Source organism: Thalassotalea montiporae, from assembly GCF_053485855.1.
Genome location: NZ_JBQRUO010000002.1, coordinates 794,216 through 819,438, shown reverse-complemented (window position 1 = coordinate 819,438; position 25,223 = coordinate 794,216). Strand labels below are relative to the sequence as shown.

Sequence of the window (25,223 nt, the reverse complement as noted above, 5' to 3'; positions counted from 1 at the left end):
CTTAAGCCGCTTAATTTGACTTGCTATGTTCAACAAGACCCTGATTAACAAAGCCAAGATATTAGCTAGCTACACCCGCTAATGATGGTTGAGTTTCGTGATTTTTGCTGACAGCTCATCAATGCGTTGAGCAAGCTGCTCGGCGTGTTGCTGGTTGTTTTTTACGCCCTCGTTAAAGTGACGCAATTCGCCAGCAGAAACAACTAACTGTTGCTCAAAGACCAAGTATTCGCTCATATCCGCGCTTATTTGTGCTTTAGCAAAATTCAGTTTGTCTTTCGCTTTAGCCACAAGGCTTAGCAGCTTATGCGTTGCAACATCGCCAATATGCGCTTCAATGGCACTGCCCCAGTCGATCTCAATACTTTCTGCCAAGGCAGCAAACTGCTGTGCGAGTTTCATATCGCCAGAAATATCGAGCTGGTCTGCCTTTATCAATTCAGTAAGTTGGTACTCACTTTTTATTTTATTAAGTGTTGATAGGCTAGTGGTGATGGTGCAGTCGGCAGCTGGCTGCTCAGGACTTGTGACTAATAACTTCGCAGATATATATTGGAATTGCAGTGAAAAGCCGAGCTCTTTTAGGTCAATAGCAAGTGCTTTGCCTTGATACTTTTCGGCAAAAGTTACAGGCTTTTCACTTAGGGCAAACGCTTGATTAGCGATAGTTTCTATCGCTGAACACAGCAATTGAGCAAGTAAAGCAGGTCGCATAAATTAGAACTTGTAGCCCTTGTGTAACGCTACAATACCACCGGTTAAGTTGTGATAAGTGGTTTGTTCAAAGCCTGCATCATTCATCATAGTTTTTAATGTTTCTTGATCTGGGTGCATGCGAATTGACTCGGCTAAGTACTGGTAGCTTTCACCGTCTTTGGCGACCAGCTCACCCATTTTCGGTAAAATGTTGAATGAATAGAAATCGTAAGCTTTGTTAAGTATTTCGTGCTCAGGCTTTGAAAACTCTAATACCAGTAATCGTCCACCTGGTTTTAATACACGGAAAATTGAACGCAATGCGTTGTCTTTGTTGGTGACATTACGCAGGCCAAATGCAATGGTCACAATATCAAAGGTATTTTCTTCAAATGGCAAATGTTCGGCGTTTGCTTGCACATACTCAATGTTTTGCACTAGACCGCGGTCACGCAATTTGTCACGACCTACATTAAGCATTGAGCTATTGATGTCTGCCAAAATCACTTTGCCGTCTTTGCCCACAAGCTGAGAGAACTTCGCGGTTAAATCGCCCGTGCCACCGGCTAAATCCAATACTTTATTGCCAGGGCGCACGCCTGAAGCGTCAATGGTAAAACGTTTCCACAAGCGATGAATACCGAAAGACATCAAGTCATTCATAATGTCGTATTGTTTCGCTACAGAGTGGAATACACCTGCCACCATAGATTCTTTAGAACCTTTTTCTACCGTTTGGTAGCCAAAATGAGTGGTTTCTTGATCTGTTGCGTTTTGGTTTTCACTTTGTTCGTGCTGCATGGGCTGAGACATCAATTATTCGTTTACCTTTTCAAGTTGACGCTAGTGTACTGCAAGCCTTAGTTAAAATCAGCTTTTGCCGATATATTTTAGCGAGAGATTGATCTAGGGCACCTTGGTTTACTTTGGTGGTTTTTCTGCGACATATCGCCTGATTACAGGCCGAGCGTGATAAACTTAGCTTCAACACTCTACTGATAGGTATAACGAATGACATCAGCCTCGCAAGATTGGGCCTTTTTCGGTCGCCGTTTAGTGCAAACCGGCAACCTTAATCACAATGACACCTTGTTTGGTGGCACTATGTTGGCGTGGATAGACGAAGAAATTTACATATACGCCAAGTGCCAATTAGGTAACCAAGATGATATGACCATGGTAACGGCTCGATTTGGCGAAATTAATTTTCGTGCGCCCGCTTTCAAAGGCAATATCATCGAATTTGGGATGAAAACCAAGAACCTTGGTCGTACCTCAATCACGGTTGATGTGCTAGTGCGCAATAAATCAACTCATTGTGTTATCTGTGAAGTGCACGATGTGACTTTTGTCTGTGTTGACCCTGAAACCATGAAGCCGATCCCTCACGGCTGTTTACCAGAAGACTAATCACATTGACGAGAATCTTATACAGTCATGCCAATGCCCATAAACTTTGTATATAATTAGCAAAATTTCAGCGCAGAACGCTTTCTATCAGCGCTAAGTTATTATTTCAGCTAGATTGCATACGCAAGACACGAGAATTTAATCCATGGGAAATGGCTCCAAAGAAGTATCGCCAGCCGAACAACACGTAACCGAGTTAAACACTTGGCTTAATTTTAAGCGCTTGATTCGCCATGCGTTTCCTTACCGAGCAGCATCGTTTTTCGCGATCTTTTGTATGCTTGGCTATGCCTCAATTGATGTTTACTTCTTATCTAAATTGCCTGCGCTGATCGATGAAGGTTTAACGGGCAAAAACCCAGAGTTTATGAAGTGGGCCCCGCTGTTTGTGATTGTCTGCTTTATTTTGCGCGGCACTTTCCACTTCTTAAGCAATTATTGTTTAGCTTGGGTTGGCAACAATGTGGTTGCTGACTTGCGCCAGAAAATTTTTAAGCATGTTATGGCAATGCCTGTTGCCTTTCACGATAGCACGTCTACGGGTACGTTAATTTCCAAGTTAACGTTTGACACGGAGCAAGTGTTACAAGCGGTGAGCAAGTCATTATTGACGCTGGTTCAGCAAGGCGGCTTTGTAATTGGCTTACTATTCCTAATGTTTTGGGAAAGTTGGCAGTTATCGGCGATTTTCTTAGTGATCACGCCAATTATCGCGGTGATTGTGACCATAGTGTCTAAGCGTTTTCGCAAGATCAGCAAAAATATTCAAAACGCCATGGGTGAAGTGACCAGCGCTGCAGAGCAAACGTTTAACGGACACAAGGTTGTTATCACGTTTGATGGCCAAGAGCGTGAAAACGATCGCTTCTACCAAATTAATAAGCACAATCGCCAGCAGCGGATGAAAATGGTCACCGCTAAGTCTGCCAGTGTGCCAATTATTCAAATTATTGCGTCCTTCGCTTTAGCCTTTGTACTGTATGTGGCCACCCTTGATGGCTTTGTTGACAGCTTAACGCCCGGTGTATTTATGGGCGTAGTGACTTATATGACCATGCTATTGAGGCCACTGAAACTGCTCACTAATGTGAACAACGAATTCCAGCGCGGAATGGCGGCGAGTAGCAGTATTTTTGAACTGCTCGATAAGCAACCAGAGCAAGAAACTGGTGATAAGGTGCTTGAGCAATCGCAAGGTGCGTTAACCGTTCGCAATGTTAGCTTCGCATACCAGAATGAAGAAAAGCTAACGCTCGACAATATCAGCTTTCACGCCAATACCGGCGAAACAATTGCTTTGGTGGGCCGCTCTGGTAGCGGTAAATCGACGTTAACGTCGTTGTTATTAAGGTTCTATCAAGCGCAAAAAGGCGAAATTTTAATTGACGATACCGATATCTCGACACTGACGATTAAATCGCTACGTCGCCAATTTGCTTATGTATCTCAACAAGTTGTGCTATTTAACGACTCGCTTGCCAACAATATTGCTTATGCCAAGCCTGACGCAAGCCGCGAAGAAATCATTGCCGCCGCAAAGAAAGCTCACGTATTGGAATTTGCCGACAAATTGCCACAAGGCTTAGACACCAATATTGGTGACAATGGCGCCCTGCTATCAGGTGGTCAACGTCAACGCGTGGCAATTGCTAGAGCATTGTTATGTGATGCACCTTTCTTGATTTTAGATGAAGCCACCAGTGCGCTAGATACTGAATCTGAGCGCCATATTCAGGATGCTTTGACCGAACTGCAACAGCAACGCACATCAATCATTATCGCTCACCGTTTATCGACGATTGAAAGTGCCACCAATATTTTGGTGATCGATCAGGGTAAAGTGATTGAGCAAGGCAATCACGAAGCGTTACTAGCGCAAGATGGTGCTTACGCGCAGCTACATAAGTTTCAGTTTGCTCAATAACTAACAAACCCAGCTTAAAAAACGTAAAAGGCTAGCGAAATTGCTAGCCTTTTGTTTTCAAAATTGAATATTCGCTCAAGTCCACTTTATCTACTGTCATTAATGTTCAATCTGGCAGGCGTTCATCAAGCGCTTTTAGCGAGCGTAAAAATAGCCCTAAGCCGCCAACAGCAAGCACCAGAATAACAATCAGGTCGAAAGAGCTCATGGTACGGAAAGAAAAGCGTAATGAGGAAATCACACCGAAAATTAATCCTGTGATTGAACCTATCGCGAGTATCCAGCCTAAAATGTTACGCCCGTTATAAAAGATAAGACCAACGCCGAACATAAAGGGGATCATAATCATCCCACTGGTCACACTGTAATTGCTACCCATGGCTGAAAAGCTGTATAAGCGCATGCCCATACCAAAGCTTGAAGAAACGGTAATGGCATTTAACAGCATATAAAAGCCACCACACATCATTATTAGACCAATAAAAAACTGCCCTAGTCCACCTGAAGTGCCACCTGCTCCGCGCATAATAAACTTCCCTTATTGTTATTTTTCTGCTGAATATGGATCTTCTGCTAAAAGGTAGGCTCGTAAATCTGCTTTATTCGGTTGTTGGTATAGCCATTCTCTTAATGCTTTTACCTTATCGTAATTCTCTTCGCCAAACTTGTCTTTATAGATTTCAGTAAAGTTATCTTTAGTGCTATCAAGACGTATATTGCGTTGCCAATGAGCAGTGAGAATCGCATTTAAGGAACCTGCAAGTCCATGCTCTTTGAGTAGCTCCCATTCTCCCTTGTCCAGCCAAACACCGCCAACACTGGCGCTGTAATCAATACGATGCTCTGTGTTTGCTGCAAGACGCAGTTTACGCATGATTGTCCCAGTCATCGGACACAACAGTGCTTCACTTGTTTCATCAACGGCTACCTTTGCGTTATTGTCGAATGTAAATTGTGGATTACGTTCTTTCCACGCGACATAGTCTTCAATTAAAACCCAATTACCACTGCAGTTCGTGCAAGTGTGAGCTCTAAACAAACCCTCAATGAAGCTGGGTTTTAATTCGCCTTGTTTACAGCAGGTACATTTCATAATGACTTCCTTATCCCATCTAATAAATTGATAAATATAATTTAATTTGTATCGTAAAGTTGAGAAGTTGATCATCAACAAATTACGCTCTGACTTCTTAAATACCGATAGTTTGTAGGTTAATTTATATGTTATAAAGTCGTAAATTACTATAGGAGGTTGACATATTATGTCAACCTCCTATAGTAATTAAATGCATCTAGGATTCGCGAGTGTTTGACTAGCGACTACTTTTTAAGGACGAAACATGGAACAGTTGTTAACCACTTCTTCGCAATTCCCCACTGTTATCTTTTCTGTGTTACTTGGCATTGTTGTTGTCTATTGGATTGTCGGTTTGCTTGGGCTAGTCGATTTAGATCTTGGCGGTGACGTTGATATGGATGCAGATGCTTCAGTTACCAGTGTTGGCGGTTTAACCGGATTACTGCTCACCTTTGGTTTAACAGGCATTCCGTTCACTTTAGTGATCAGCATTATCGCGCTCGTTTGCTGGTTGGTGAGTGTCTACCTGCAATATTATTTATTAACTTGGCTGCCAAGTGACTGGCTATTTTACTTGGGCGGCTTAATCAGTGCTGTGGTTGTGTTTTTCCTGTCATTACCTGCTACTGCCGTGATTATTCGCCCTCTCAAAGGCATGTTTAAAAGCGTTGAAACCGCCAAAAGTGATCATCTAGTGGGAAAAGAAGCCATTATTGCCACCAGCAAAGTGAGTGAGACATTTGGTCAAGCCCGTGTGTTTAATGACGGCGCGGAAATTTTACTGGATGTGCGCTGCGCACCTGAACACACCTTGGCAATGGGTGAAAAAGTGCTGGTGATTGAATACTTAAACGACAGCCATGCCTATATCGTTGCCCCCTACCCCAATTAAACATTTTGAATTTGTTCAAAACTAGAGAAGAACAACCAGACAAGAAAAATTTTCACAACTTGCACGTGATTTAAATAAGAGGAACTACACATGGTAATGGAACCACTCTATCTAGCGATTGGAATTGGCGTACTTTTCGTCTTTTCACTACTCATTATGGTCGCCAAGTTTTACATCAAAGTAGAACAAGGTCAGGCGCTGATCATCAACAAGTTAAGAGCTGAGCCTGAGATCAGCACCACAGGTGGCATGGTGATCCCTGTTATCCATAAAAAAGAAGTGATGGATATTTCAACCAAGCGCATGGTGCTTGAGCGCAAAGGTCGCTCTGGGTTGATTTGCCAAGACAATATTCGCGCCGACATCATTATCACCTTCTATATTCGCGTTAACGAAACCAAAGAAGATATTCTGCGCGTTGCCAAGCAAGTGGGCTGTGATCGTTCTTCTTACCCTGAAACTCTGCAAGAGCTATTTGAAGCCAAGTTCTCAGAAGCGCTAAAAACCGTTGGTAAGCAGCTGAACTTTACTGAGCTATTTACCCAGCGCGATATTTTCCGTGACAAAATCAAAGAAGTGATTGGTCAAGACTTATCGGGCTATGTACTGGAAGATGTGGCTATCGACTTCCTTGAGCAAACCTCGATTAATGATTTAGATCCGAACAATATTATGGATGCCGAAGGTATTCGCCGCATCACCGAATTAACCGCGCAGCAAAGTGTGGAAACGAACGACTTAAAACGCCAAGAAGAAATTCGCATTAAACGCCAAGATATTGATGCCGAAGAAAAACGCCTTGAGCTAGAGCGCCAATTAGCCGATGCCGAAGCGAAACAAGCCCGTGAAATTGCCACGGTTAGAGCTCGCGAAGAAGCGGAAACAGCGAAAATTGTTGAAGAAGAACGTGCTAAATCAGAACAAGCGCGTATCGATACCGAGCAAAAAGTGGTGGTTGCCGAGCAAAACAAACAACGCGAAGGTGATATTGCCGAGCAAAATCGCCTCAGAGCGGTGGCAATTGAAGAAGAAAAAGTCACCCGTGCTCGCCAAATTGAATCGATCGATCGCGAAAAAGAAGTGGAAACACTGCGTATCGATAAAGAAAAAGCATTGGAAATTGAACGTAAGAACATTGCTGAAGTGCAGCGCGAGCGTATTGCGGTAGAGAAAAATGTTGCCGAAGAAGAAGAGCGCATTAAAGACTTACGCGTAGTCTCAGAAGCGAATCGCGCTAAAGAAGAGCAAGTGATCAAAGCACAAGCAGAAGCCGAAGAAGCGTTAGTGAAAGACATTGAAGCGGCGAAAGCACAAGAGCAAGCGGCTGAGCACACCGCCAGAAAAATGCAGACTATTGCAGATGCCGAGTTAAAGGCGGCGAGCAAACAAGCCGAATCGAAGAAAATTCTTGCTGAGGGTGAACAAGCTGAAGCAGCATCACTTGGCTTAGCAGAAGCACAAGTTACGCTTGCCAATGCCGAGGCAAATGAGCGCCAAGGTGAAGCTGAGGCGAAATCGCTTGAGCTGAAACTCACTGCTGAAGCCAAAGGTATTCAAGAAAAAGCAATGGCGGAAGCAACCGGTTTACGCGAGAAACAAGAAGTGCTCAATGCCATGTCTGAGGAGGCACGTGAATTTGAAACCTTCGGTTTACGCCTTAACCAAGAGCGTGAATTAACCCTGGCGAAATTAGACAACAGTGTTGATTTAGCCGAGAAGCAAGCAGAAGTGTTAGGTACGGCACTAAGCGAAGCTGATATCAATATAATGGGCGGCGACGGCGACTTCTTACGCCAGTTTATGAAGTCGATCACTGTGGGGAAATCGCTTGATGGTTTAGTCAATGAAAGCGATACCGTGCAAGCCCTGTTTAAAGAGCAATTAAATGGCGATCGCAACTTTATGGAAGACTTGAAAGGCGTGTTGTCTGGCGCGGCAGAATCGAGTGAAACCATTAAAAATATCAATATGGCAAAGCTATTATCGTCGCTTAACAATGCAGATGATGCGCAAAAAGGCGCATTGGCAAGTTTGTTAAATTTAAACGGTAAATCGTCTTCGTAGCTAATAAAAGGCAACACAAGTTAATACTGTGTTGGGCGATTGGCAGGTAGATTCAATCGCATTTTTACATAGTTCTTTTTTACATAGGTATGGCTAAGCCATTGAGTCGGCTAATTACAGAATTAGCTGACAGCCAGCACCATGGAGTATTTCATGACAGATAAGGAAAGCGTCACTAACCAAGCGGTTGCAGAAGGTGGCTCATACGAACTCATTCAGCGTCGTTTAACAGCATTAGGCAGCGACCTGAGTAGCCAAATTAAGCAGCTCAACGACGAGCGCATTGCCACCTTTGGCGCCACCGACATGAAAGTGCAAGCGCGGGTAAGAGTGCGTACCGAGCATAATTGCACCGCCAGAGATATCGCAGCAATTGGTGACACTTTACTGTTTGGCTACAATGTTTTCTTGGGGCTAAAACGCAATATCACCATTGCCGATGTCTTTAGCCTACACCGAATAGAAGAAAACAATGGCGAATACGATATTGTCGATATCCCCATGGCAGGCAGCTTTTTGGAACACCCTGACTTTGTTCGCGATTTTGAAGAGCTGTATACCTACTACAAGAAAACCTACCTCACCCATATTTACCGTCAGGGCAGCAAGTTATTTGCGGTATTTCGCATTGGTGAACGACTAGATGATATTCGAGTGTTCCAATGGGCGATTGATGCCAATGAGCAAGTCACTTACATCGATAATCGCGGCGAGCGCGAGGTAAAACAACCGGAAAATTTTGATTTTGAATGGCACAAAGTCACTCGTGAGCAACAAGAACAAGGTAAGCATCCCCACTTTAACTTGTTTGATACCTTGTTTGTTGAAGCGATTGGCGGCTCGATCACCTTAAAAGTTGAAAACAACACTGAAGATGGCAAAGGAATTTATGCTGAGCCGGTCGAAGATGAACATCAGTCGCTCGATGATGCCGACATTCAATACGCGAAAGTTGGCGAACTTATTCTGCTGAAAATTAAGCCTTACCGCGAACAGCAAACCAGGCACTTAATTTACAACGGAAAAACTCAAGAGGTATTGCGCCAAGACGCCATCGAGCACGCCTGTATTCAACTTCCTGAAGATCACGGCATTATCTTTCCCGGCGGCTATTATCTGCAAAACGGCGAAAACAAAAGCTTTGACGATAACGCTGACGATTTACAACTGCACCGCGTCGTAAAATCACCAAACGGTGAAGACTATCTCTATATATTCTATGAGTCAAACGAAGGGCAATATGCGCTGTTTGGCTACAACCTGATCACCCGCACCTTGCAAAACCCTATTTATGGTCATGGGCAAAGTTTGTATCACGATGGTCGCACTGTGGTTTTTAGCGCCGAAGCTGAGCCTTCGCGCGTACATGCCATGCAGATATGGCAAACACCATTTTGCAGCGAGGAGCACGCCAGTAATCAGCCAGCCGACAACAGCTTTTTTGGCAAAATCGGCAATCCTGAGTTAGTGCGCGGCGTTTCTGATTTATATAGTGTTGTGAAGCTGATTTCAGTGGCTGAGCCAAGCGCCCAGCACTTCAATGATTTGGTCAAAGAATCCAAACAATTATTCGATAAATACCACTGGCTTGATGATGCCCAGCTCGCTAGCCTTAACGAGTTACTAAAACAGGTAGTCACCACGTCAGAGCTGGTACTAGACGAGTTTGAAAAGGTCGCCAGCATCAAGGCAAATTCTGATGCAACCATGAGCCAAGCGCGTGAAAAATTAGCAGAACTCACTGCGGCTAACAGCTCGTCTAACTTTGAAACTGCTAAGCAATTTGTTGATAACCTTGCCCAGCTTGCGCAATTTAAAGGGGAGCTTATTTCCCACAAAGAACTGCGCTATGTTGGTGTGGAAGAAATTGACGACATGGAAGCGCAGCTTGATGAGCTAACGAAAGCAGTGAGCCAAGCAACCGCTGACTTTTTGCAACAAGACCAAGCATTAGCGCCCTATCAACAACAAATTGCCGAACTAGAAGCGGCGGTGGAAGCAAGTGAATCAATCACAGCGCTAAAGCCTATTCGCCAAGCAATTGAAGAGCTTGTCAGTGGTTTAGAATTGCTAAATCACACCATGTTGTCGCTGGAAATTGAAGACAGCCGCCAACGTACGCGAATTTTAGAAGATATTTCTGGTGTGTTTAGCCAAATTAATCGGGTGAAAGCAGGTGCCGATCTCGCGGCTAAAAATGTTGGCAGTGAAGAGGCGCGCGCAGAGTTTGGTGCCCGTTTTAAGCTGCTAGGGCAAAGTGTCACCAGTGGTTTGAGCGCCGCCGACACGCCCGCCGCTTGCGACCAGCAACTGTCGCAAATTCTTGTCCAACTGGAGGAGCTAGAAAGCCAATTTAGCGACTACGACGAGTTTTACCAAGAAATACTCGCCAAGCGCGATGAAATTTACGACAACTTTGAGCAGCACAAGCAACAGTTAATGGATGCGGTGCAGCGCCGTTGCTTAAACCTTATGACCGCAGCCGACCGCATTATTGAAGGCATAGTGCGCCGCAGCCAATCGTTTAACGAGCAAGACCAACTCAATAGCTTTTTTGCTGCCGACCCTATGGTTACCAAACTTAGGCAGCTAGTCGAACAATTGCGTGAATTAGACGATCATGTCCGCGCTGACGATATTGAAGCCCAGCTTAAAAACGCCAAAGACCAAGGTATTCGCTCACTGCGCGATAAAACCGATATTTACTCAGCCGATGGTAGCTTGGTAAAAATTGGCGAGCATCAATTTACTGTTAACAAACAAAAGCTGGAACTCACCTTACTGCCACGCGACAACAGCATGGTGGTGCACATTAGCGGTACCGAATATTTTGAAAACCTGCCCAAAACAGACTTTGCAGGCACTGAATATCTGTGGGAGCAAGGGCTAATTTCCGAATCTGCCAAAGTGTATCGCGCTGAATATTTAGCCGCGTCTATTTTATTTGACGCCGAAGCCAGTGGCACAAGTGAAGTGGAGCGCTTATCGGCAGCAGCTAAAGATGGCACGTTAGTGGATATCGTGCGCAAGGCGGCAGAGCCTCGCTACCAAGAAGGTTACGACAAAGGCGTGCACGATGCTGATGCGGCGTTAATTCTCACCCAGTTATTATCGTTAAAAGCGTCAATTGGCTTGCTGGCGATTCCTGCGCCTGAGCGTCGATTAGCGGTCTTGTATTTCCTGACAAACCTAACGTCAGAGGCGCAACAAGACCTTATCCAGCGCTGCCACAATTTGCATTTAATGGCATCAACCTTTGGCGGCAGTCAATTAAGCAAGCAGCTAAGCGAAGAAATCGCAAACGCCCTAAGCCAATTTATTGAAAACCATGCATGGCTGCGCGCTGATACTCAATTAGCGGCGAGCTATTTAGTGCAAGAGCTGGCAAACGCTAAACCGTGTTTTGTGGTAAAAGAAACGAGCTTAGCGCTGGTTAAGCAATTGCAAACCACACTAAAACACAAAAGCTTAACGCAGCAAATCAATGATGCGCTTTCAGGCTGTGCAACTGTCGAGCAGCAATATCAGCTGCACTTGGCGTGGCTGCAATCTTTTGCTGATCATCAAGCGCTTGAAGTCAGTCAGGATGAATTAATTGAAGCGGCTTTGATACTTACTAGTCAAACGTTGCTTACCAGCCAATCGCTGCTTGATGTAAATGCCGAGCTTTCTGGTTCTTTTTACGGCTCAAGCGCACAAACCGATGCGGTGGTTGAGGGTTTGCTCGGGCAGCATGCCAATATCAGCGATCGCCAATTAGCGATTAATTATCAAGAGTTTATTAGTCGCTTGCGCCAGTTTGTGACGATTGATGTGCCAGCCTTTACCGCGTTTCATCAACAGAAACAGTCGGTACTGGCAACTCAGCGCGATCGTTTGCGACTGGATGAATTCAAACCGAGTGCGCTCTCTTCATTTGTGCGTAACAAGCTGATCAACGATGTGTATTTCCCAATTATTGGTGCCAACCTCGCGAAACAAATTGGCGCGGCAGGTAATAACAAACGCTCAGATCTGATGGGCTTGTTATTGCTAATCTCACCACCGGGCTATGGTAAAACAACGCTAATTGAATACGTTGCCAGTAAATTGGGCATGACCTTTGTTAAAATTAACTGCCCGTCGATTGGTCACGACCAAATCTCGCTCGATCCTGCACAAGCAAATAACTCCACGGCAAAAAGCGAAATCGAAAAAATTAACCTCGCTTTTGAGATGGGCAACAATGTCATGCTGTATCTCGATGATATTCAGCATACCAACCCAGAGTTTTTACAGAAGTTTATATCGCTATGTGATGGCTCGCGAAAAGTCGATGGCGTTTGGAATGGCGAAAGCAAAACCTACGATATGCGTGGCAAGAAATTTGCCGTGGTCATGGCAGGTAACCCTTACACCGAATCAGGCGAGGCATTTACCATTCCTGACATGCTTGCCAACCGTGCCGATATTTATAACTTGGGTGATACCCTGAGCGGTCGTGAACACGAATTCTCGCTGAGCTTTATTGAAAACTCGCTAACTAGCAATTCATACATTGCCCCGCTTGCTACCCGTGAAATGGACGATTTATACAAGCTGGTGCGTATGGCGGATGGTGAGCAAATCGCCTCAACTGAGCTAAAACACGGTTATTCCCAAGCGGAAATCAATGAAATAGTCGCGGTTATTCAGCGCATTCGCAAAATTCAGCAAACCGTGCTTAAAGCCAACGAGCAATATATTGCTTCTGCCGCTCAAGACGATAAATACCGCACTGAGCCGCCGTTTAAACTGCAAGGTAGCTACCGAAATATGAACAAAATGGCGGAAAAAGTGGTGCCAGTAATGACCGACGAAGAAATCGAGCAGCTGATTGCCGATCACTATCGCGGTGAAGCGCAAACACTGACAGTGGGCGCGGAAGAGAATTTGCTGAAACTTGCTGAGCTGCGCGGCATTCAAACCGATGAACAGCAAGCTCGTTGGCAGCAAATTAAAGAAGACTTTGTGCGCCACCAAAACTTGGGTGATAACGACAACCCTGTCGCCGCCATTGCCAGCCAAATATCGCTGCTACAAAAAGGTTTAAACCAGATTGGTGAGGTGCTGCAACAACCTAAATCTGATGGGCTAGAAAAGCTTAACGACACGCTGGCTAAGCTTAAGTTGCAAGTTAATGTTGAACAGCCTAAGCATGATGAACAGCCCTGTGCCCAAAACCAGCCGAGTGCAAATGTTAGTGAAGAACTGCCGCAAATACTCGACACCTTTAACCAGCAAATGGCAAACTTCTTTACCCCGCTGGTGGAAGCGCTGCAAAGCAATAAAACCTTGGATGCGCAGCTGATTGATACCTTGCAGCATCTGAACATTTCGTCTGCACCTAGATATGAAAAGCCTTCAAAAGAAACGCGATTGCAAGGGATTAGTCGAGAAATAATAAGTGAAAAAGAGAGCGAAAAAGACAAATTGAATACGGATTAGAATGCATTTTTTCAGTTTGATGGGGCCGAGTTATCTGCCCCAATAATTGCAATAAGCAATCCATTTACAGTCTATAGTGTCGCCTTTCCTACTTAGGCTGACTAAATTCAACTAACTCTCGTCTGCCGCCAATGAACTTGCTCGCCAGTATTTCATCATTTCGAATATCGGTTACATAAAGAATATCTTTATCAAGGTTAGCAATGGTTGTTAGCTGATTTAATGTTAAATCGTAACGCCAAAGCTCTGCTTGCGAGCTAATACCGTAAAGCGAGTCCCCTTTTAACAATAAATAATCGTCAAACAACTTGTTGATCAATATGTTAAGCGGTTGAATATTTGAACCAGAGCCAGAGCCAGAGCCCGAGTCTGAACCAGAACGCAGTATGGCTTGGCCTTGGCTATTCAGGTAAAGCAATTGATCTTCTTGATAGTAGGCTGCCCATAAAATTTGCTCTTGCGCTAAATCGATGGCTTCACCGCTATTGATATCAATAGCAAACAATCGCTGCTTTTCAGTTCGGTTATCTGTTACCAGCAGAGTGTCAGGGGTCGTCCAAGGCATTAACACGCTCACCGCTATCGGTGATTCAATCAGCCGATAGCTACCATCTAAGCCAACTAATGCAATTTGGTTGTTTACATTAACGGCTAGGGTTTGCCCGTCAGGTGACCAACTGTATCGGCTACTTCTCAGTCCTTGTTCAAATTGTGTCAGTTGGTAGGTGCTAGTGCCATCAACTACCCATAGCTGGCGTTTGCCAGAGCGGTGCGAGATAAAGGTGATGAGCTCGCCATTAGGTTGAAACTTTGCATTGATATCAACAGAAGTGGAGCGAGAAAAAGCCTGTATATCTGCCTCTTCTTTGCTTTCTAGGGAAAGGTAGCCAATATCAAAGTCTTTAATACCAAAGGTAGCGGCAAACTTTTCTTGGCTCGGGTGATAACTGGGATTCCAAAGTCCGGAATGGCTTGCAGGGTGCACTAAGGTCAAGTCGCCGTCGATACCTAAGCGATATATTTGCCCATCAAGATGCGTCAAAAAATGCTTACCGTCAGGCGAAAAGTCAATTGGAAAGCGAGCATCTGAAGAATAACTCTCTTGTGGTGATACTTGTGCTTCGCTCTTTATTACCCCGTCAACAGATAAGGTTCGCAATATATGCACATGGTCATCACTGATAGATACGGTTGCCAATCGATCTAAGCGGTAAGAATAATCCAGTGAATATATTCGGTCATTGCCACTTGTTGGTACGTTAGTGAGTTCATCCGCAACAGCATCATAGATAACTAATGTCGGTTGATTACTGCTAGGTGTTGGATATTGCAGCATCGCTATTCGGCCATCATTGAGCCAAGTAGGGTGCGTTGTTTTTATATTGGCACAGTTGTAACGCAATAGATTTTTAGCATTGCCATTCCAAGCTTCAGCAAAATCTAGCGTCTGTAATTGCCAACATTGTTGCGTATTTTCAAGATCATCAGTGCAATCAGATTGCAAGATAAACGCTAACTGAGAACCACCCGACGACCAACTTAGCTGGCTATAATGCCCAGGCTCTGTGCTTAAACGCTCTTCTTGGTTGTTGGTTAAATCTTTAGCCCATAAGTGACTAATGCATTGGCCAACATAACGGTTGAAAACTAAATACCTTCCGTCAGGGGAATAGGCGGCATTGAATTCTTGTTCGTCACTGGCTGTGAGTGGCGTAACGCGATCAAAAATGGCTTGCTCTGACGGAAATAGCATGACAACAAGTAAAGCTACACTCGCCAATGCCGCCAAAGCATACCGATAGGTGAGTGATTTGTTTGACTCTGGTTCACGAACAGGCGTTTTCTCACTGTTATTGGTTTCCCAACGCACATTCGCTTCTAAGCTGTAGCCCTTTTTTGCATGAGTTTTAATAAATGCTTGTTGTTTGCTGTCATCACCGAATGCTTTACGCAACTGGGCAATGGCACGTTGCAAGGTATTGGGGCCAACGACGCTGCTCTCCCACACTAAATCCATAAGCTCATCATGGCTGACGACTTCACCGGCTCGGCTCGCTAACACCTCTAGTACTTTTAATGCTTTAGGAGGAATTTGAGTGGCTTGTTGTTGATGCTTTATTTGGTTTCGACTGACATCGATAAAGTAGTTGTTAACCCAAAACTGCGTGGCCATAAAAAAATTCATTCCTTGGTAATTCTGCTCAAATCTTACCGTACACACTCACAAAATAAAGCTGAAAACAGAGAAATCAGCTAAACGTCAGGTTTTTTTCATGTGCTTCAGGCTCTGAGCTGGCAGCTTAATACTCAACTTTTATATGCAAACAAAATAAGGATCTTGAACAACGATCCAAACGCTTTGAAGAAATGCTATTTGGCAAAGAGGGAGAGCAATCATGAAGGTAACTTTTAAAAATTTATTGGCATTAGCGCTAGTGGCAAGTTTTAGCGGTAATGCACTGTCAAAAGCTGGGGATGTGCAGGCTTCAATAACTGGCCCATATCTTGGCCAAACAGCACCGGGGTTAACACCAGAAGTTTTTGCGCCCGGCATTGTCACCACCGAGGGGTGGGAATACGGTGTTGTTTTCTCGCCACGCTTGGATGAAATGTACTTTGTTCGAGAAGTTATGAAAGACAATAAACCGCATCAAGAATTTATCGTTTTTGAACAAAACGATGATAAATGGCGGGAACGTGTTATTTCCAAAAGGGTAGGAACGCCGACACTTTCGCCTGATAACAAAACGATGTTTTTTGGTCGTAGCTTTAAAACTCGAACAGATTCAGGTTGGTCTGAAATGCAAAGGCTAGGCCCTGATTTTGAAGAGTTCAGGATTATGCGCGTGACCGCTTCGTTAAACGGTACCATAGCATTCGATGTTGCCGAAAAAGAGGGAGTGCTGCGTTATTCTACACTAGAAAATGGCAAACGCTTGGCACCCAAACCATTCCCTAAGCATATCAACACAGGTTTATGGAATGCACACCCGTTTATTGCCCCTGATGAAAGCTATGTTGTTTGGGATGGTCAACGAGGCAGTGATGACAGAAATTCAGACTTATTCATCAGTTTTAAAGAGCCTGATGGCACTTGGGGCGAGGCGATTAAATTTAACGAGAACATTAACAGTGAGGTTTCTGAATTTGCCGCACAAGTCTCGCCTGATGGTAAATATTTATTCTTCAACCGCAGTGTGGATGATGACAATGTAGATACCTTTTGGGTTGATGCCAAGGTCATCGAAAAACTAAAACCTGCTCATATCAAACAATATCATGCTAATAGTGCACCGCGCGGAACAGCCGCACAAGCTGTTGGCTCATTTAGGGATATTCCAGCGCTTAAAAATGCGTTTTTCGATACGGCGCCATCATCTTCAGATAGCAGCTTAGCGGTAAGGAAGCTGGCCGTGACGGAAGACAAGACCAAAGCGATTGTTCAGCTAGCAAAAGAAATAGGAGCCGTTAAACATGGCAATTACGACAGCCTGTTAATCGCCCATAATAATGCCTTGGTTTTTGAAAGTTATCAGCAAAGAGGGCGTTACAATCTGGCCCATCCGCAAGCCTCTGCAACCAAAGGCTACACAAGCTTGTTGGTTGGCCGCGCGATTCAGCTAGGTTACTTGTCTATGGCTGATCTTGATAAGCCAATCATCAGCTTTTTAAATGAAATAGATAAAAGCGAACTAGTTACAGGCGCTGAGAAAATTACCTTACACAAAGCGCTCACTATGCACGGTGGTTTAACCATTGATGAGGAAAAATGGCAGGAATTAGAAAAGTCGCCCGATCAGCTTCAGGGTCAAAAACTGGTTCAAGCGTTACTAGAAAACAGTGCACCAATAACCGATGAAACCCAAGTCTACAAATACGGTAACTACAACCCCATGCTCGTTATGGCTGTGATTGATGCGGTAACACCAAAGGGTGCTAAATACTTCATAAAAACCGAAGTGTTAGATAAGTTAAATATTGCGAATTATCATTGGAGTACACATATTAGTGGCCTACCCCAAGCAGGTTGGAAGATTAGCTTAACGTCACGTGATATGGTCAAATTAGGCTTGGTAGTGGCCAATCAAGGCAAGTGGCAGGGAAAACCGTTTGTTTCTGCTGACTATTTAGCGAAGGCAACGAGCGCTTTTGCCAATCCACCTGAAGACTTTATTCCAGAGGAATATCGCTACGGTTATTTCTGGTACACCACACCAGTGCAAGTGAAGGGCAAAACCTATGTTACCAATTTGGCATGGGGTGGTGGTGGACAGCGCGTTATTGTGGTCGCAGAGCTAGGGTTAGTTATCGCCATTACTGGCCATGATCGAGACGATAAAATCATGGCGCAAATTACCGATACCGTTATCCCAGCATTTGCAGATTAGTTAGTAAAGCTAGTGTTAATGATGACAATACCAAGTGCAATTTTGAGCGGTTGGTATTGTCTTTTTGTCGATGGACAGTTTAAACCGCTTGCCCACAAGCAACCCCAGAGCTCCACGCAAATTGGAAGTTGTAGCCCCCTAGCCAACCCGTCACGTCAATCACTTCGCCGATAAAAAACAAGCCTTTGGCATTCTTTGCTTCAAAGGTTTTTGAGCTGAGTTCGTCGGTATCAACCCCGCCAAGGGTGACTTCAGCGGTGCGGTATCCTTCGGTGCCGTTAGGTTTGATTTGCCAGTGGTGCAGGTATTGCTGCAAGTAAGTCACTTCTTCATTGCTGAGTTGGCTGATTACTTTGTCGGTCAGCTCTTTGTTATTCACCATAGCTTCTACTAGGCGCTTTGGAAGCACAGTGGTTAGCAAGTTTTTTAGTGATTTTTGAGGGCTGTTTTGACGCCATTCTCTGACAAGCTCTGCTATTGGGCTGTCAGGTAATAAGTCGATGGTGACTGCCTGCCCTGCCCGCCAAAATGATGAAATTTGCAGTATTGCTGGCCCTGATAAGCCGCGATGCGTAAATAAAATATTCTCACGAAATTGAGTGCCATCTTCAGCGGTGGCAACTGTTGGCAAACTAATGCCTGACAAGCCATCAAAGCGTTGTTTGTCGTGATCGTGCAGGGTAAATGGCACCAGTGCCGCCATGGTTGGTAAAACGTTTAGACTAAATTGTTCAGCAATTTTATAGCCGATGGGTGTTGCGCCTAATTTCGGCATGGTTAAGCCACCAGAAGCGATAACCAAAGACTGGCATTGATAAGTTTCACCTGAGGTAACGACGTGGTAGCCTTGTTCGCTTTCGTCCTCAGATAAAGGCGTCACCGATAATACTTCGCTGCGTAGTGCTATCTTCACACCTGCCCAGTCACATTCGGTCATCAAAATATCAACGATATCTTGTGCGCTATCATCGCAAAATAGCTGACCTAAAGTTTTGTGGTGATAGGCAAGGCCATGGCGGTCAACTAATTCGATAAAGTCTTGTGCGCTGTAGCGACTAAGTGCTGATTTAACGAAATGTGGATTCTGGCAAAGGTAGTTTTCGGGGCGCGCATTTTCGTTAGTAAAATTACAGCGGCCACCACCACTGATCAGAATTTTACGGCCAGGTTTTTTACCCATGTCCACAACAGTCACAGATTTTCCGCGATAGCCGGCGGTAGCTGCGCACATAAGGCCTGCGGCACCTGCGCCGATAACTAAAACATCTGTTTGGACTATTGACATGGACTTTGACTCTAAAACTGCATAAAGCCGCTATTATAGTGAGTTCACAAAAAAGGGGCTATTACTTATAAAAAGTAAAGGCCCCTGTTATTTTTTTGTCATGCGCTTTTTACTATGCGCTGTCGGCAGCAGCTCGTTAAGCGCCAGTATCCGTCATTACGCTGCCGTTGCCGCCAGATTTTGCCATTTCAGCCAAATCTTTATCAACGAAGAACAACGCGTGGCCATCGTGACCCACAAGATTGATTTTATCTAGCACGCTCTTGAATAAGGTTTCTTCTTCGTGTTGCTCAGCCACATACCATTGCAAGAAGTTAAACGTTGAGTAGTCTTGCGTGGTGAAAGCTTTGTGAGCAAGTGCGTTAATTTGCTCAGTGATATGGCATTCGTGCTTATAGGTTTGCTCGAACACATCTGCAAGTGAACTGAATTCGTGTGGTGGCGCTTCAATCGCACCTAGAATTGGTAATGCACCTGTTTCACTCACGTAAGTGAATAAACGGTTCATATGGTCCATTTCTTCAAGCGCGTGCTTGCGCATGAACTCTGCCGCTCCTTCAAAGCCTTGGTCTTCACACCAAGCACTCATTTGTAGGTACATATTTGATGAGTAAAACTCTAAATTAATTTGTTGGTTAAGCTCTTTAACCATTTCCGGCTTCAACATAGGAACAACCTCACAGCGTTAATAATGGCGGCATTGTGCCAAAAACTTTTGATGAAGACAAATAAAAACCAATAAAAACAAATGGATACAAAGTGATAATGGTTATTGTTTATCTTCTGTTATGCACTCAACGTGTAATATTTACAGTGCAGAAAGCACAGCTTCTGCTTTTGACACTTCAAATTCTTTAGGTTTTTCAACATTTAACAGTGTTACTGTGCCATTTTCGATCACCATGGCGTAACGTTGAGAACGAAGGCCACCAAAGGTGCCAGTTTCCATTTCAAGGCCAAGGGCTTTGGTATAACTGCCGTCACCATCAGCCAACATAGCAATATGCTCTGCGTTTTGTGCTGCGCCCCATGCATTCATGACAAAGGCGTCGTTGACTGAAAGACAAGCAATTAAATCTACACCTTTGGCTTTAAATTCGTCAGCATTAACAACATAACCGGGTAAGTGAGCAGCCGAGCAGGTTGGTGTGAACGCGCCAGGTACGGCAAACAGCACAACTTTCTTGTTAGAAAAAAGTTCATCTGTAGCGTGGCTGATCATTTCACCATCTTTAAGTTCTTGTATTTGGCCGCTTGGCATCTTGTCGTTAAGGGCAATAGTCATTTGTTGCTTTCTCGTATGAATGAATTGTTATTTTAGCTTGATTGGCTTACACAAAAAGCCTTTGTCATGCGCACTACGGGCGCAGTCTTTACAGATAAAACGGGGTTTATCAACAATGTGGATCAACTCATGGATATTTTTCTCAATATCCTTTTTTTTCCACTTACAAAGTGATTTAGCCATAAAAAAACCTCTAACACTTATTCTAAAGTATTAGAGGCTTATTTGCTTGTCTCTATTCGCCATTCGGCGTCTAGTTTGTCTACGACACTAACTTTAACGTGGCACTTATATCTACAACTTGGGTCGCCACATCGCTTGAAATTGTCTCAGCAAGTACGCGAGAGTGAGTAACTTCACCACGGACACTTTCCATTGCTTGCTCAAATTCAGCGAAGTGCTGGCGCTGTTGATTAATCTGCTCTAGCGAGTCGGCGGCGACCCCCGCCGATGCGCTTGCTTGGTTGAGCACGTTGGCAGTGTTTTCATTCAAGGCGTCTGAAATTTCACGCTGTCGACTAGACGCTGCTTCAATATCAAAAATATTGGTTTCCAGCGCTTTGCTATCGTGGTTTAACTGATCTAAACGATCGCTCACTTGTTTAAGGGATTCTTGCGTTTTACCGGCAAGTTGGCGTACTTCGTCGGCAACCACCGAGAAACCACGCCCATGTTCACCGGCGCGCGCCGCTTCAATGGCAGCGTTTAACGCTAATAAGTTGGTTTGATCGGCAATGGAGCTGATCACATCGACAATGGTACCAACGCTCTCTACTGACTGACCAAGTGATTCAATCGCTTCTTTTCCTGCTTGCGCGGCAAGGCTAGTTTGCTCGCTGGCGGCGAGTGCTTCATCAACCTTTTGTTGGCTGTCTGTTAGCGCCTGTTGGCTCGCTTGTGCATTATCAACCACTTGTTGCGACAATGAATTTACATGTTCAGTGACTTGCGATAGCGCCGCCATAATTTCATCTACGGCTGCTAAATGAGCACTGGTACTTGAAGATGAATTTAATATGGTTTGTGCCTGTGTTTCCATGGTTTGCATGGCGGTTGATACTAAACCAAGCTGTTTCGCTTTTTGCTTATCTTCTTCCGCTAGTTGCGTCACCATTTTATTGAAGCTGCTAGAAATTTGCCCTAGCTCGGTTTTTTCAGGAATACCTTCAATCAAATCAACACGGCCTTCATTCACTAAGGTGACAAAACTGTCACGTAAGCGGCGCAGCGGGTTTAATACAACGGTGCGGGTTAACCAGTAATTTGCCGCTAAAAAGACGACCAGTATCGACATCAGTAAAATTACAACCCAGGTAATGCGATCGTTAATGCTCTTTTGCTCAGCTAGGATAATCGCTTCACCTTCAAGGATAATTTTCTCGATGGCTGATACGTCAGCATTCAGCAAGGCTAAACCTTGTTGGCGCTGTTGTTGCTGTGAAATTGTGTTGTTTAGCTCGCTACGATAGCGGCCCACTAACGAGCGCAATTCATCAAGCGCTTCTTCACTTAAATCTGTTGCCTCTTCTTCATCGTCAAGCAATAAGTCGTCATCATCGCCTAATTCGTCTTCATCACCTGCTTCAACAATACCAAGCAATGGAAAATTAGCGAGCTTTCCAGCCAGGCTATTCAGCTCAGATAACGGCTGGTTAAGCAGTGAGGAATTTACACTTTCGCTAGCAAATACTTTACTACGAACATTGATAACGCTGGTCAACGCAGAGGCAATATTGTTGGTGGTGGCAAGGTAGTCTAATCGCTGGTCGCTACTTAGCTCATTCGATTGGCGTGCATAATTTGCAAGGCTGCTATTTAGCGACGAGATCCCTTGCTCGTTGTTGCGTAAAAGCGCCATCGGGTCACCGCTTAGTTTGCCGAGTGGGCGGTAAGTGTCGGCAATGTTTTGTTTAAGTTCAGTCGTTTTTTCAGAAACAGTAGCGCCTAAATCAGTAATTGATAACTGCTCTGCACTGGTATTGATTTGATCTAACAAACTTTCCGCAGTATTTAGTAAACTCGCATCGCCAGACTGCAAATAGCTAGCGATAGTTCGATAAAAATCGACGGTCGTTAACGACTTTAAATTTTGGTATTCAGCGAGCAGTAGTCGATTGGTTTTTAGCGTGTTGCCGACTTGATACATTGCCAGCAAAAATATGATGGCAAAGCTGCTAATGGCAACTACCGATGAACGTGAAAACGTTGAAACTCGCACTGTTTAAATCTCTCAACTGGCCGAATATATTTAGTCGCGGCGGATGTTAACGATCTAATATGACATTTTTGTTACAGCTCGTTTTTTGCTCAGTAATGATTTTGTTAGTGGCTTGTTAATAAAACTTTAGAGTGGCAGAAAAACCAATTACTCTGATTGCAGATTGGATTTGTAATCTTTTTTTTAAGCTGGATTGCAGCGGTCTTGAGTAAGACTGTTTTTTCTGTGTTAAGTGCTTGTTAATATTAAAGAGCTAATTTGTTTTAAAGTGTTAATTGGTATGTTTGCGTGTGGTGAACTTCACTAAAATTGAGTGCCATATCTAATGCCAAACATTATTGTAATTAACCACAACGAGTCCCTTCTAGCATCCACTAATCAAATGCTTTGGCACCGCCAAATTGATTAAGCACCTAACTCGACATAAATCACAACAGGTTGGCATCTAAGGTTACGAAGTTTCTGCAACAGCGGAGTTTTAACGTGACGTTGCAGACTATTGAGCATTTATTCATAGTCCGAGAAGTATATGACCTTATCACAAAAGCTAATTGCAGCCTTTATTGCCACCATAACCTTACCCATATTGATTATTTCAGTGGTAGTGATTAATCAAACCATCGATCAAGCTTATCAAGACTTCGGCACTGCCAATCACCGAGAGGTGAAGCAAGTCGACAATGCAATTCGCATGTTTTTTCATGAAATTGAAAAGAATGTAACCTACTTAACTGAACAGCCTGCAATCAAGGAAGCAATTCCTAGCATTACCTCATATCTAAAAAATTCAGCTGCAACTCGAATGACACCAAAATCGAGTAATGAAGCGGAGCGAGCGGTATTCAATCTTTTTGAGCAATTTGGCGATTATCACGATGGTATTTCATATATTTACCTAGGTACGGAGCAATCGGGGTATCTGCAATGGCCGCAAGGAGAAATAGCAGCAAATTACGACCCAAGACCACGACCTTGGTATCAAACGGGGGTAGATGCAAACAATCAAACCGCGCGTGCCAATGCCTATTATTGGGAGCCTGATGACACTGTATTGGTATCGACGGTGAAAACGATTGTTAACCAAGGAGAGGTGCTCGGTGTTATCGGTATGGATGTTTCGCTAAAAGAGCTGACCCATATTGTGAAGAAAATCAAAGTGGGTGAAAGTGGCTATTTAATGCTGATTGAAAACACAGGTAGTGTTTTGGTTGATGCTAAGTACCCTGAACATAACTTCAAACCGATTTCTGCTATTGAAGATGGCAAATATGCAGTATTTGCGAACAATAATGAAGGCCAGTTTGAATTTGATATTGATGGCACAACCTACCTGACGAATATTTATACCTCGGATGAACTTGGCTGGAAGTTCGTTAGCTTTATGGAAAAAGATGAGGTACTCGCGAATGCCAACCAAATGGCCATTAACATCATTATTATTAGCTTAGTACTACTAATGATATTTTTAATGTTAAGTGTTTATTTGGCAAAGCTTATTTTAAACCCAATTCGTCAAGTGACAGAAGGCCTAGCGATGGTGTCTAAAGACGGTGGGGATTTAACTTATCGCTTAGCGACAACTAGCAAAGATGAAACAGGCAAGTTGGCCGAGAGTTTCAATGGCTTTTTAGGCTCAATTGCCGAGTTAGTCAAAGCCATTAATGGCGGTTCAATTGAGGTTAATCGTTCTGCAGGGCAAAGCGCACAATTATCGAATAGCTTAAATAAAGCCATTGAGTATCAGTTAGACTCGCTTGCCCTGTCAGTTACAGCAATTGACCAAATGGCGGGTAGTGCTAATGAAGTGGCGACTAGTTGCGCCAATGCCGCTGATTCTGCCATCAACACTAAAAACTCAGCACTGTCTGGCCAGCAACTTATTCAGCAAACGGTAAGCAGTGTTGAAACTTTAAGCCAGCTGACTGAGCAGTCAGCGCAAAACATCGAGCAGCTTGATCAAGAAAGCGAAAATATAACATCAATACTTGAAGTGATCAGAAGTATTGCGGAACAAACCAATTTACTTGCGCTTAATGCAGCTATTGAAGCGGCGAGGGCTGGCGAGCAAGGACGAGGTTTTGCTGTAGTTGCTGATGAAGTAAGAGCATTGTCGCGCCGAACGCATGAATCAACGGAAGAAATTAGCGAGCAACTCGATAAATTGCGTACCATGACGCAAGGCGTTGCTAAAGACATGAATATCAGTCTTGAAAAGTCAAAACAAACAGTGGAATTCACAAACGACGCGAAAACTGCATTTGATGATATTACCGAGTCTGTTGATGCGATCAGTGCGCTAAATACGCAAATTGCTGCCGCGGCTGAAGAGCAGCAGGTAGTTGCGCAAGATATCAGTCAAAATATGGTAACGATAAAGGAAGCGGCTGGTGAAGCGGCACAAATTTCGTCGCAAGCGGGTAGCAATGGTAACCGTTTAACGGCGCTATCCACTGATTTAGCGAGTTTGACCACCAAGTTTACGGTCTAATACAAGTTTACATTGTAAGCTAAGCATAG

Annotated in this window: 16 protein-coding genes; 7 read left to right on the top strand and 9 right to left on the bottom strand. The window is 44.1% G+C overall.

Features of this window, described 5'->3' with window-relative positions:
- Positions 1-78: 78 nt before the first annotated feature.
- The gene (locus ACSLUR_RS10030; protein WP_448554124.1) at positions 79-714 is read right to left on the bottom strand and encodes a ubiquinone biosynthesis accessory factor UbiJ; all 636 of its coding nucleotides are present in this window, start codon (positions 712-714) and stop codon (positions 79-81) included.
- Positions 715-717: 3 nt separating this feature from the next.
- Positions 718-1,509 carry a bifunctional demethylmenaquinone methyltransferase/2-methoxy-6-polyprenyl-1,4-benzoquinol methylase UbiE gene (gene ubiE, locus ACSLUR_RS10025; protein ID WP_448554122.1) on the bottom strand — a complete coding sequence of 264 codons (792 nt, stop codon included), beginning with the start codon at positions 1,507-1,509 and terminating at the stop codon, positions 718-720.
- Between the two features lie 198 nt (positions 1,510-1,707).
- On the opposite strand from ubiE, the gene ACSLUR_RS10020 reads away from it, so the two are divergent.
- Together ACSLUR_RS10020 and msbA are read left to right on the top strand one after the other, a co-directional pair.
- Positions 1,708-2,106, top strand: coding sequence for an acyl-CoA thioesterase (locus tag ACSLUR_RS10020; protein WP_116002147.1), 399 nt, complete (start codon positions 1,708-1,710; stop codon positions 2,104-2,106).
- Positions 2,107-2,251: 145 nt separating this feature from the next.
- Complete coding sequence (gene msbA / locus ACSLUR_RS10015; protein WP_448554120.1) at positions 2,252-4,030, top strand: lipid A export permease/ATP-binding protein MsbA; 1,779 nt, start codon at positions 2,252-2,254, stop codon at positions 4,028-4,030.
- Between the two features lie 106 nt (positions 4,031-4,136).
- Here the strand turns inward: msbA and ACSLUR_RS10010 are convergent, their stop codons facing one another.
- A complete protein-coding gene (locus ACSLUR_RS10010; protein WP_448554118.1) occupies positions 4,137-4,556 on the bottom strand; it encodes a hypothetical protein in 420 nt (139 codons plus the stop codon).
- 18 nt (positions 4,557-4,574) lie between these two features.
- Entirely contained in the window at positions 4,575-5,123 is a 549-nt protein-coding gene (locus ACSLUR_RS10005; protein WP_448554116.1) for a zf-TFIIB domain-containing protein, read from the bottom strand.
- A gap of 247 nt (positions 5,124-5,370) precedes the next feature.
- Between ACSLUR_RS10005 and ACSLUR_RS10000 the strand changes: the two genes are divergently transcribed.
- The 3 genes from ACSLUR_RS10000 to ACSLUR_RS09990 all read left to right on the top strand — a co-directional run bounded on the left by ACSLUR_RS10000 (position 5,371) and on the right by ACSLUR_RS09990 (position 13,530).
- Positions 5,371-6,000 carry a DUF1449 domain-containing protein gene (locus tag ACSLUR_RS10000; protein ID WP_448554115.1) on the top strand — a complete coding sequence of 210 codons (630 nt, stop codon included), beginning with the start codon at positions 5,371-5,373 and terminating at the stop codon, positions 5,998-6,000.
- A gap of 90 nt (positions 6,001-6,090) precedes the next feature.
- Entirely contained in the window at positions 6,091-8,064 is a 1,974-nt protein-coding gene (locus tag ACSLUR_RS09995) for a flotillin family protein (RefSeq protein WP_448554114.1), read from the top strand.
- Positions 8,065-8,217: 153 nt separating this feature from the next.
- Positions 8,218-13,530 (top strand): DNA repair ATPase, encoded by a 5,313-nt coding sequence (locus ACSLUR_RS09990; protein WP_448554113.1) that lies wholly within the window; start codon positions 8,218-8,220, stop codon positions 13,528-13,530.
- 88 nt (positions 13,531-13,618) lie between these two features.
- Here ACSLUR_RS09990 and ACSLUR_RS09985 read toward each other — a convergent pair whose 3' ends face one another.
- Positions 13,619-15,703 (bottom strand): winged helix-turn-helix domain-containing protein, encoded by a 2,085-nt coding sequence (locus ACSLUR_RS09985; RefSeq protein WP_448554111.1) that lies wholly within the window; start codon positions 15,701-15,703, stop codon positions 13,619-13,621.
- 223 nt (positions 15,704-15,926) lie between these two features.
- Between ACSLUR_RS09985 and ACSLUR_RS09980 the strand changes: the two genes are divergently transcribed.
- The gene (locus ACSLUR_RS09980; protein WP_448554109.1) at positions 15,927-17,918 is read left to right on the top strand and encodes a serine hydrolase; all 1,992 of its coding nucleotides are present in this window, start codon (positions 15,927-15,929) and stop codon (positions 17,916-17,918) included.
- 79 nt (positions 17,919-17,997) lie between these two features.
- On the opposite strand, the gene ACSLUR_RS09975 is transcribed toward ACSLUR_RS09980, so the two are convergent.
- From ACSLUR_RS09975 to ACSLUR_RS09960, 4 genes are all read right to left on the bottom strand, one after another.
- The gene (locus ACSLUR_RS09975; protein ID WP_448554381.1) at positions 17,998-19,197 is read right to left on the bottom strand and encodes a BaiN/RdsA family NAD(P)/FAD-dependent oxidoreductase; all 1,200 of its coding nucleotides are present in this window, start codon (positions 19,195-19,197) and stop codon (positions 17,998-18,000) included.
- Between the two features lie 142 nt (positions 19,198-19,339).
- Entirely contained in the window at positions 19,340-19,870 is a 531-nt protein-coding gene (gene ftnA / locus ACSLUR_RS09970) for a non-heme ferritin (RefSeq protein ID WP_116002144.1), read from the bottom strand.
- A 141-nt stretch (positions 19,871-20,011) separates the two neighbouring features.
- Positions 20,012-20,488 carry a peroxiredoxin gene (locus tag ACSLUR_RS09965; protein WP_448554106.1) on the bottom strand — a complete coding sequence of 159 codons (477 nt, stop codon included), beginning with the start codon at positions 20,486-20,488 and terminating at the stop codon, positions 20,012-20,014.
- 262 nt (positions 20,489-20,750) lie between these two features.
- Positions 20,751-22,706, bottom strand: coding sequence for a methyl-accepting chemotaxis protein (locus ACSLUR_RS09960; RefSeq protein ID WP_448554104.1), 1,956 nt, complete (start codon positions 22,704-22,706; stop codon positions 20,751-20,753).
- Between the two features lie 529 nt (positions 22,707-23,235).
- Here ACSLUR_RS09960 and ACSLUR_RS09955 point away from each other — a divergent pair.
- Positions 23,236-25,194 carry a methyl-accepting chemotaxis protein gene (locus tag ACSLUR_RS09955; protein WP_448554102.1) on the top strand — a complete coding sequence of 653 codons (1,959 nt, stop codon included), beginning with the start codon at positions 23,236-23,238 and terminating at the stop codon, positions 25,192-25,194.
- Positions 25,195-25,223: the final 29 nt, after the last annotated feature.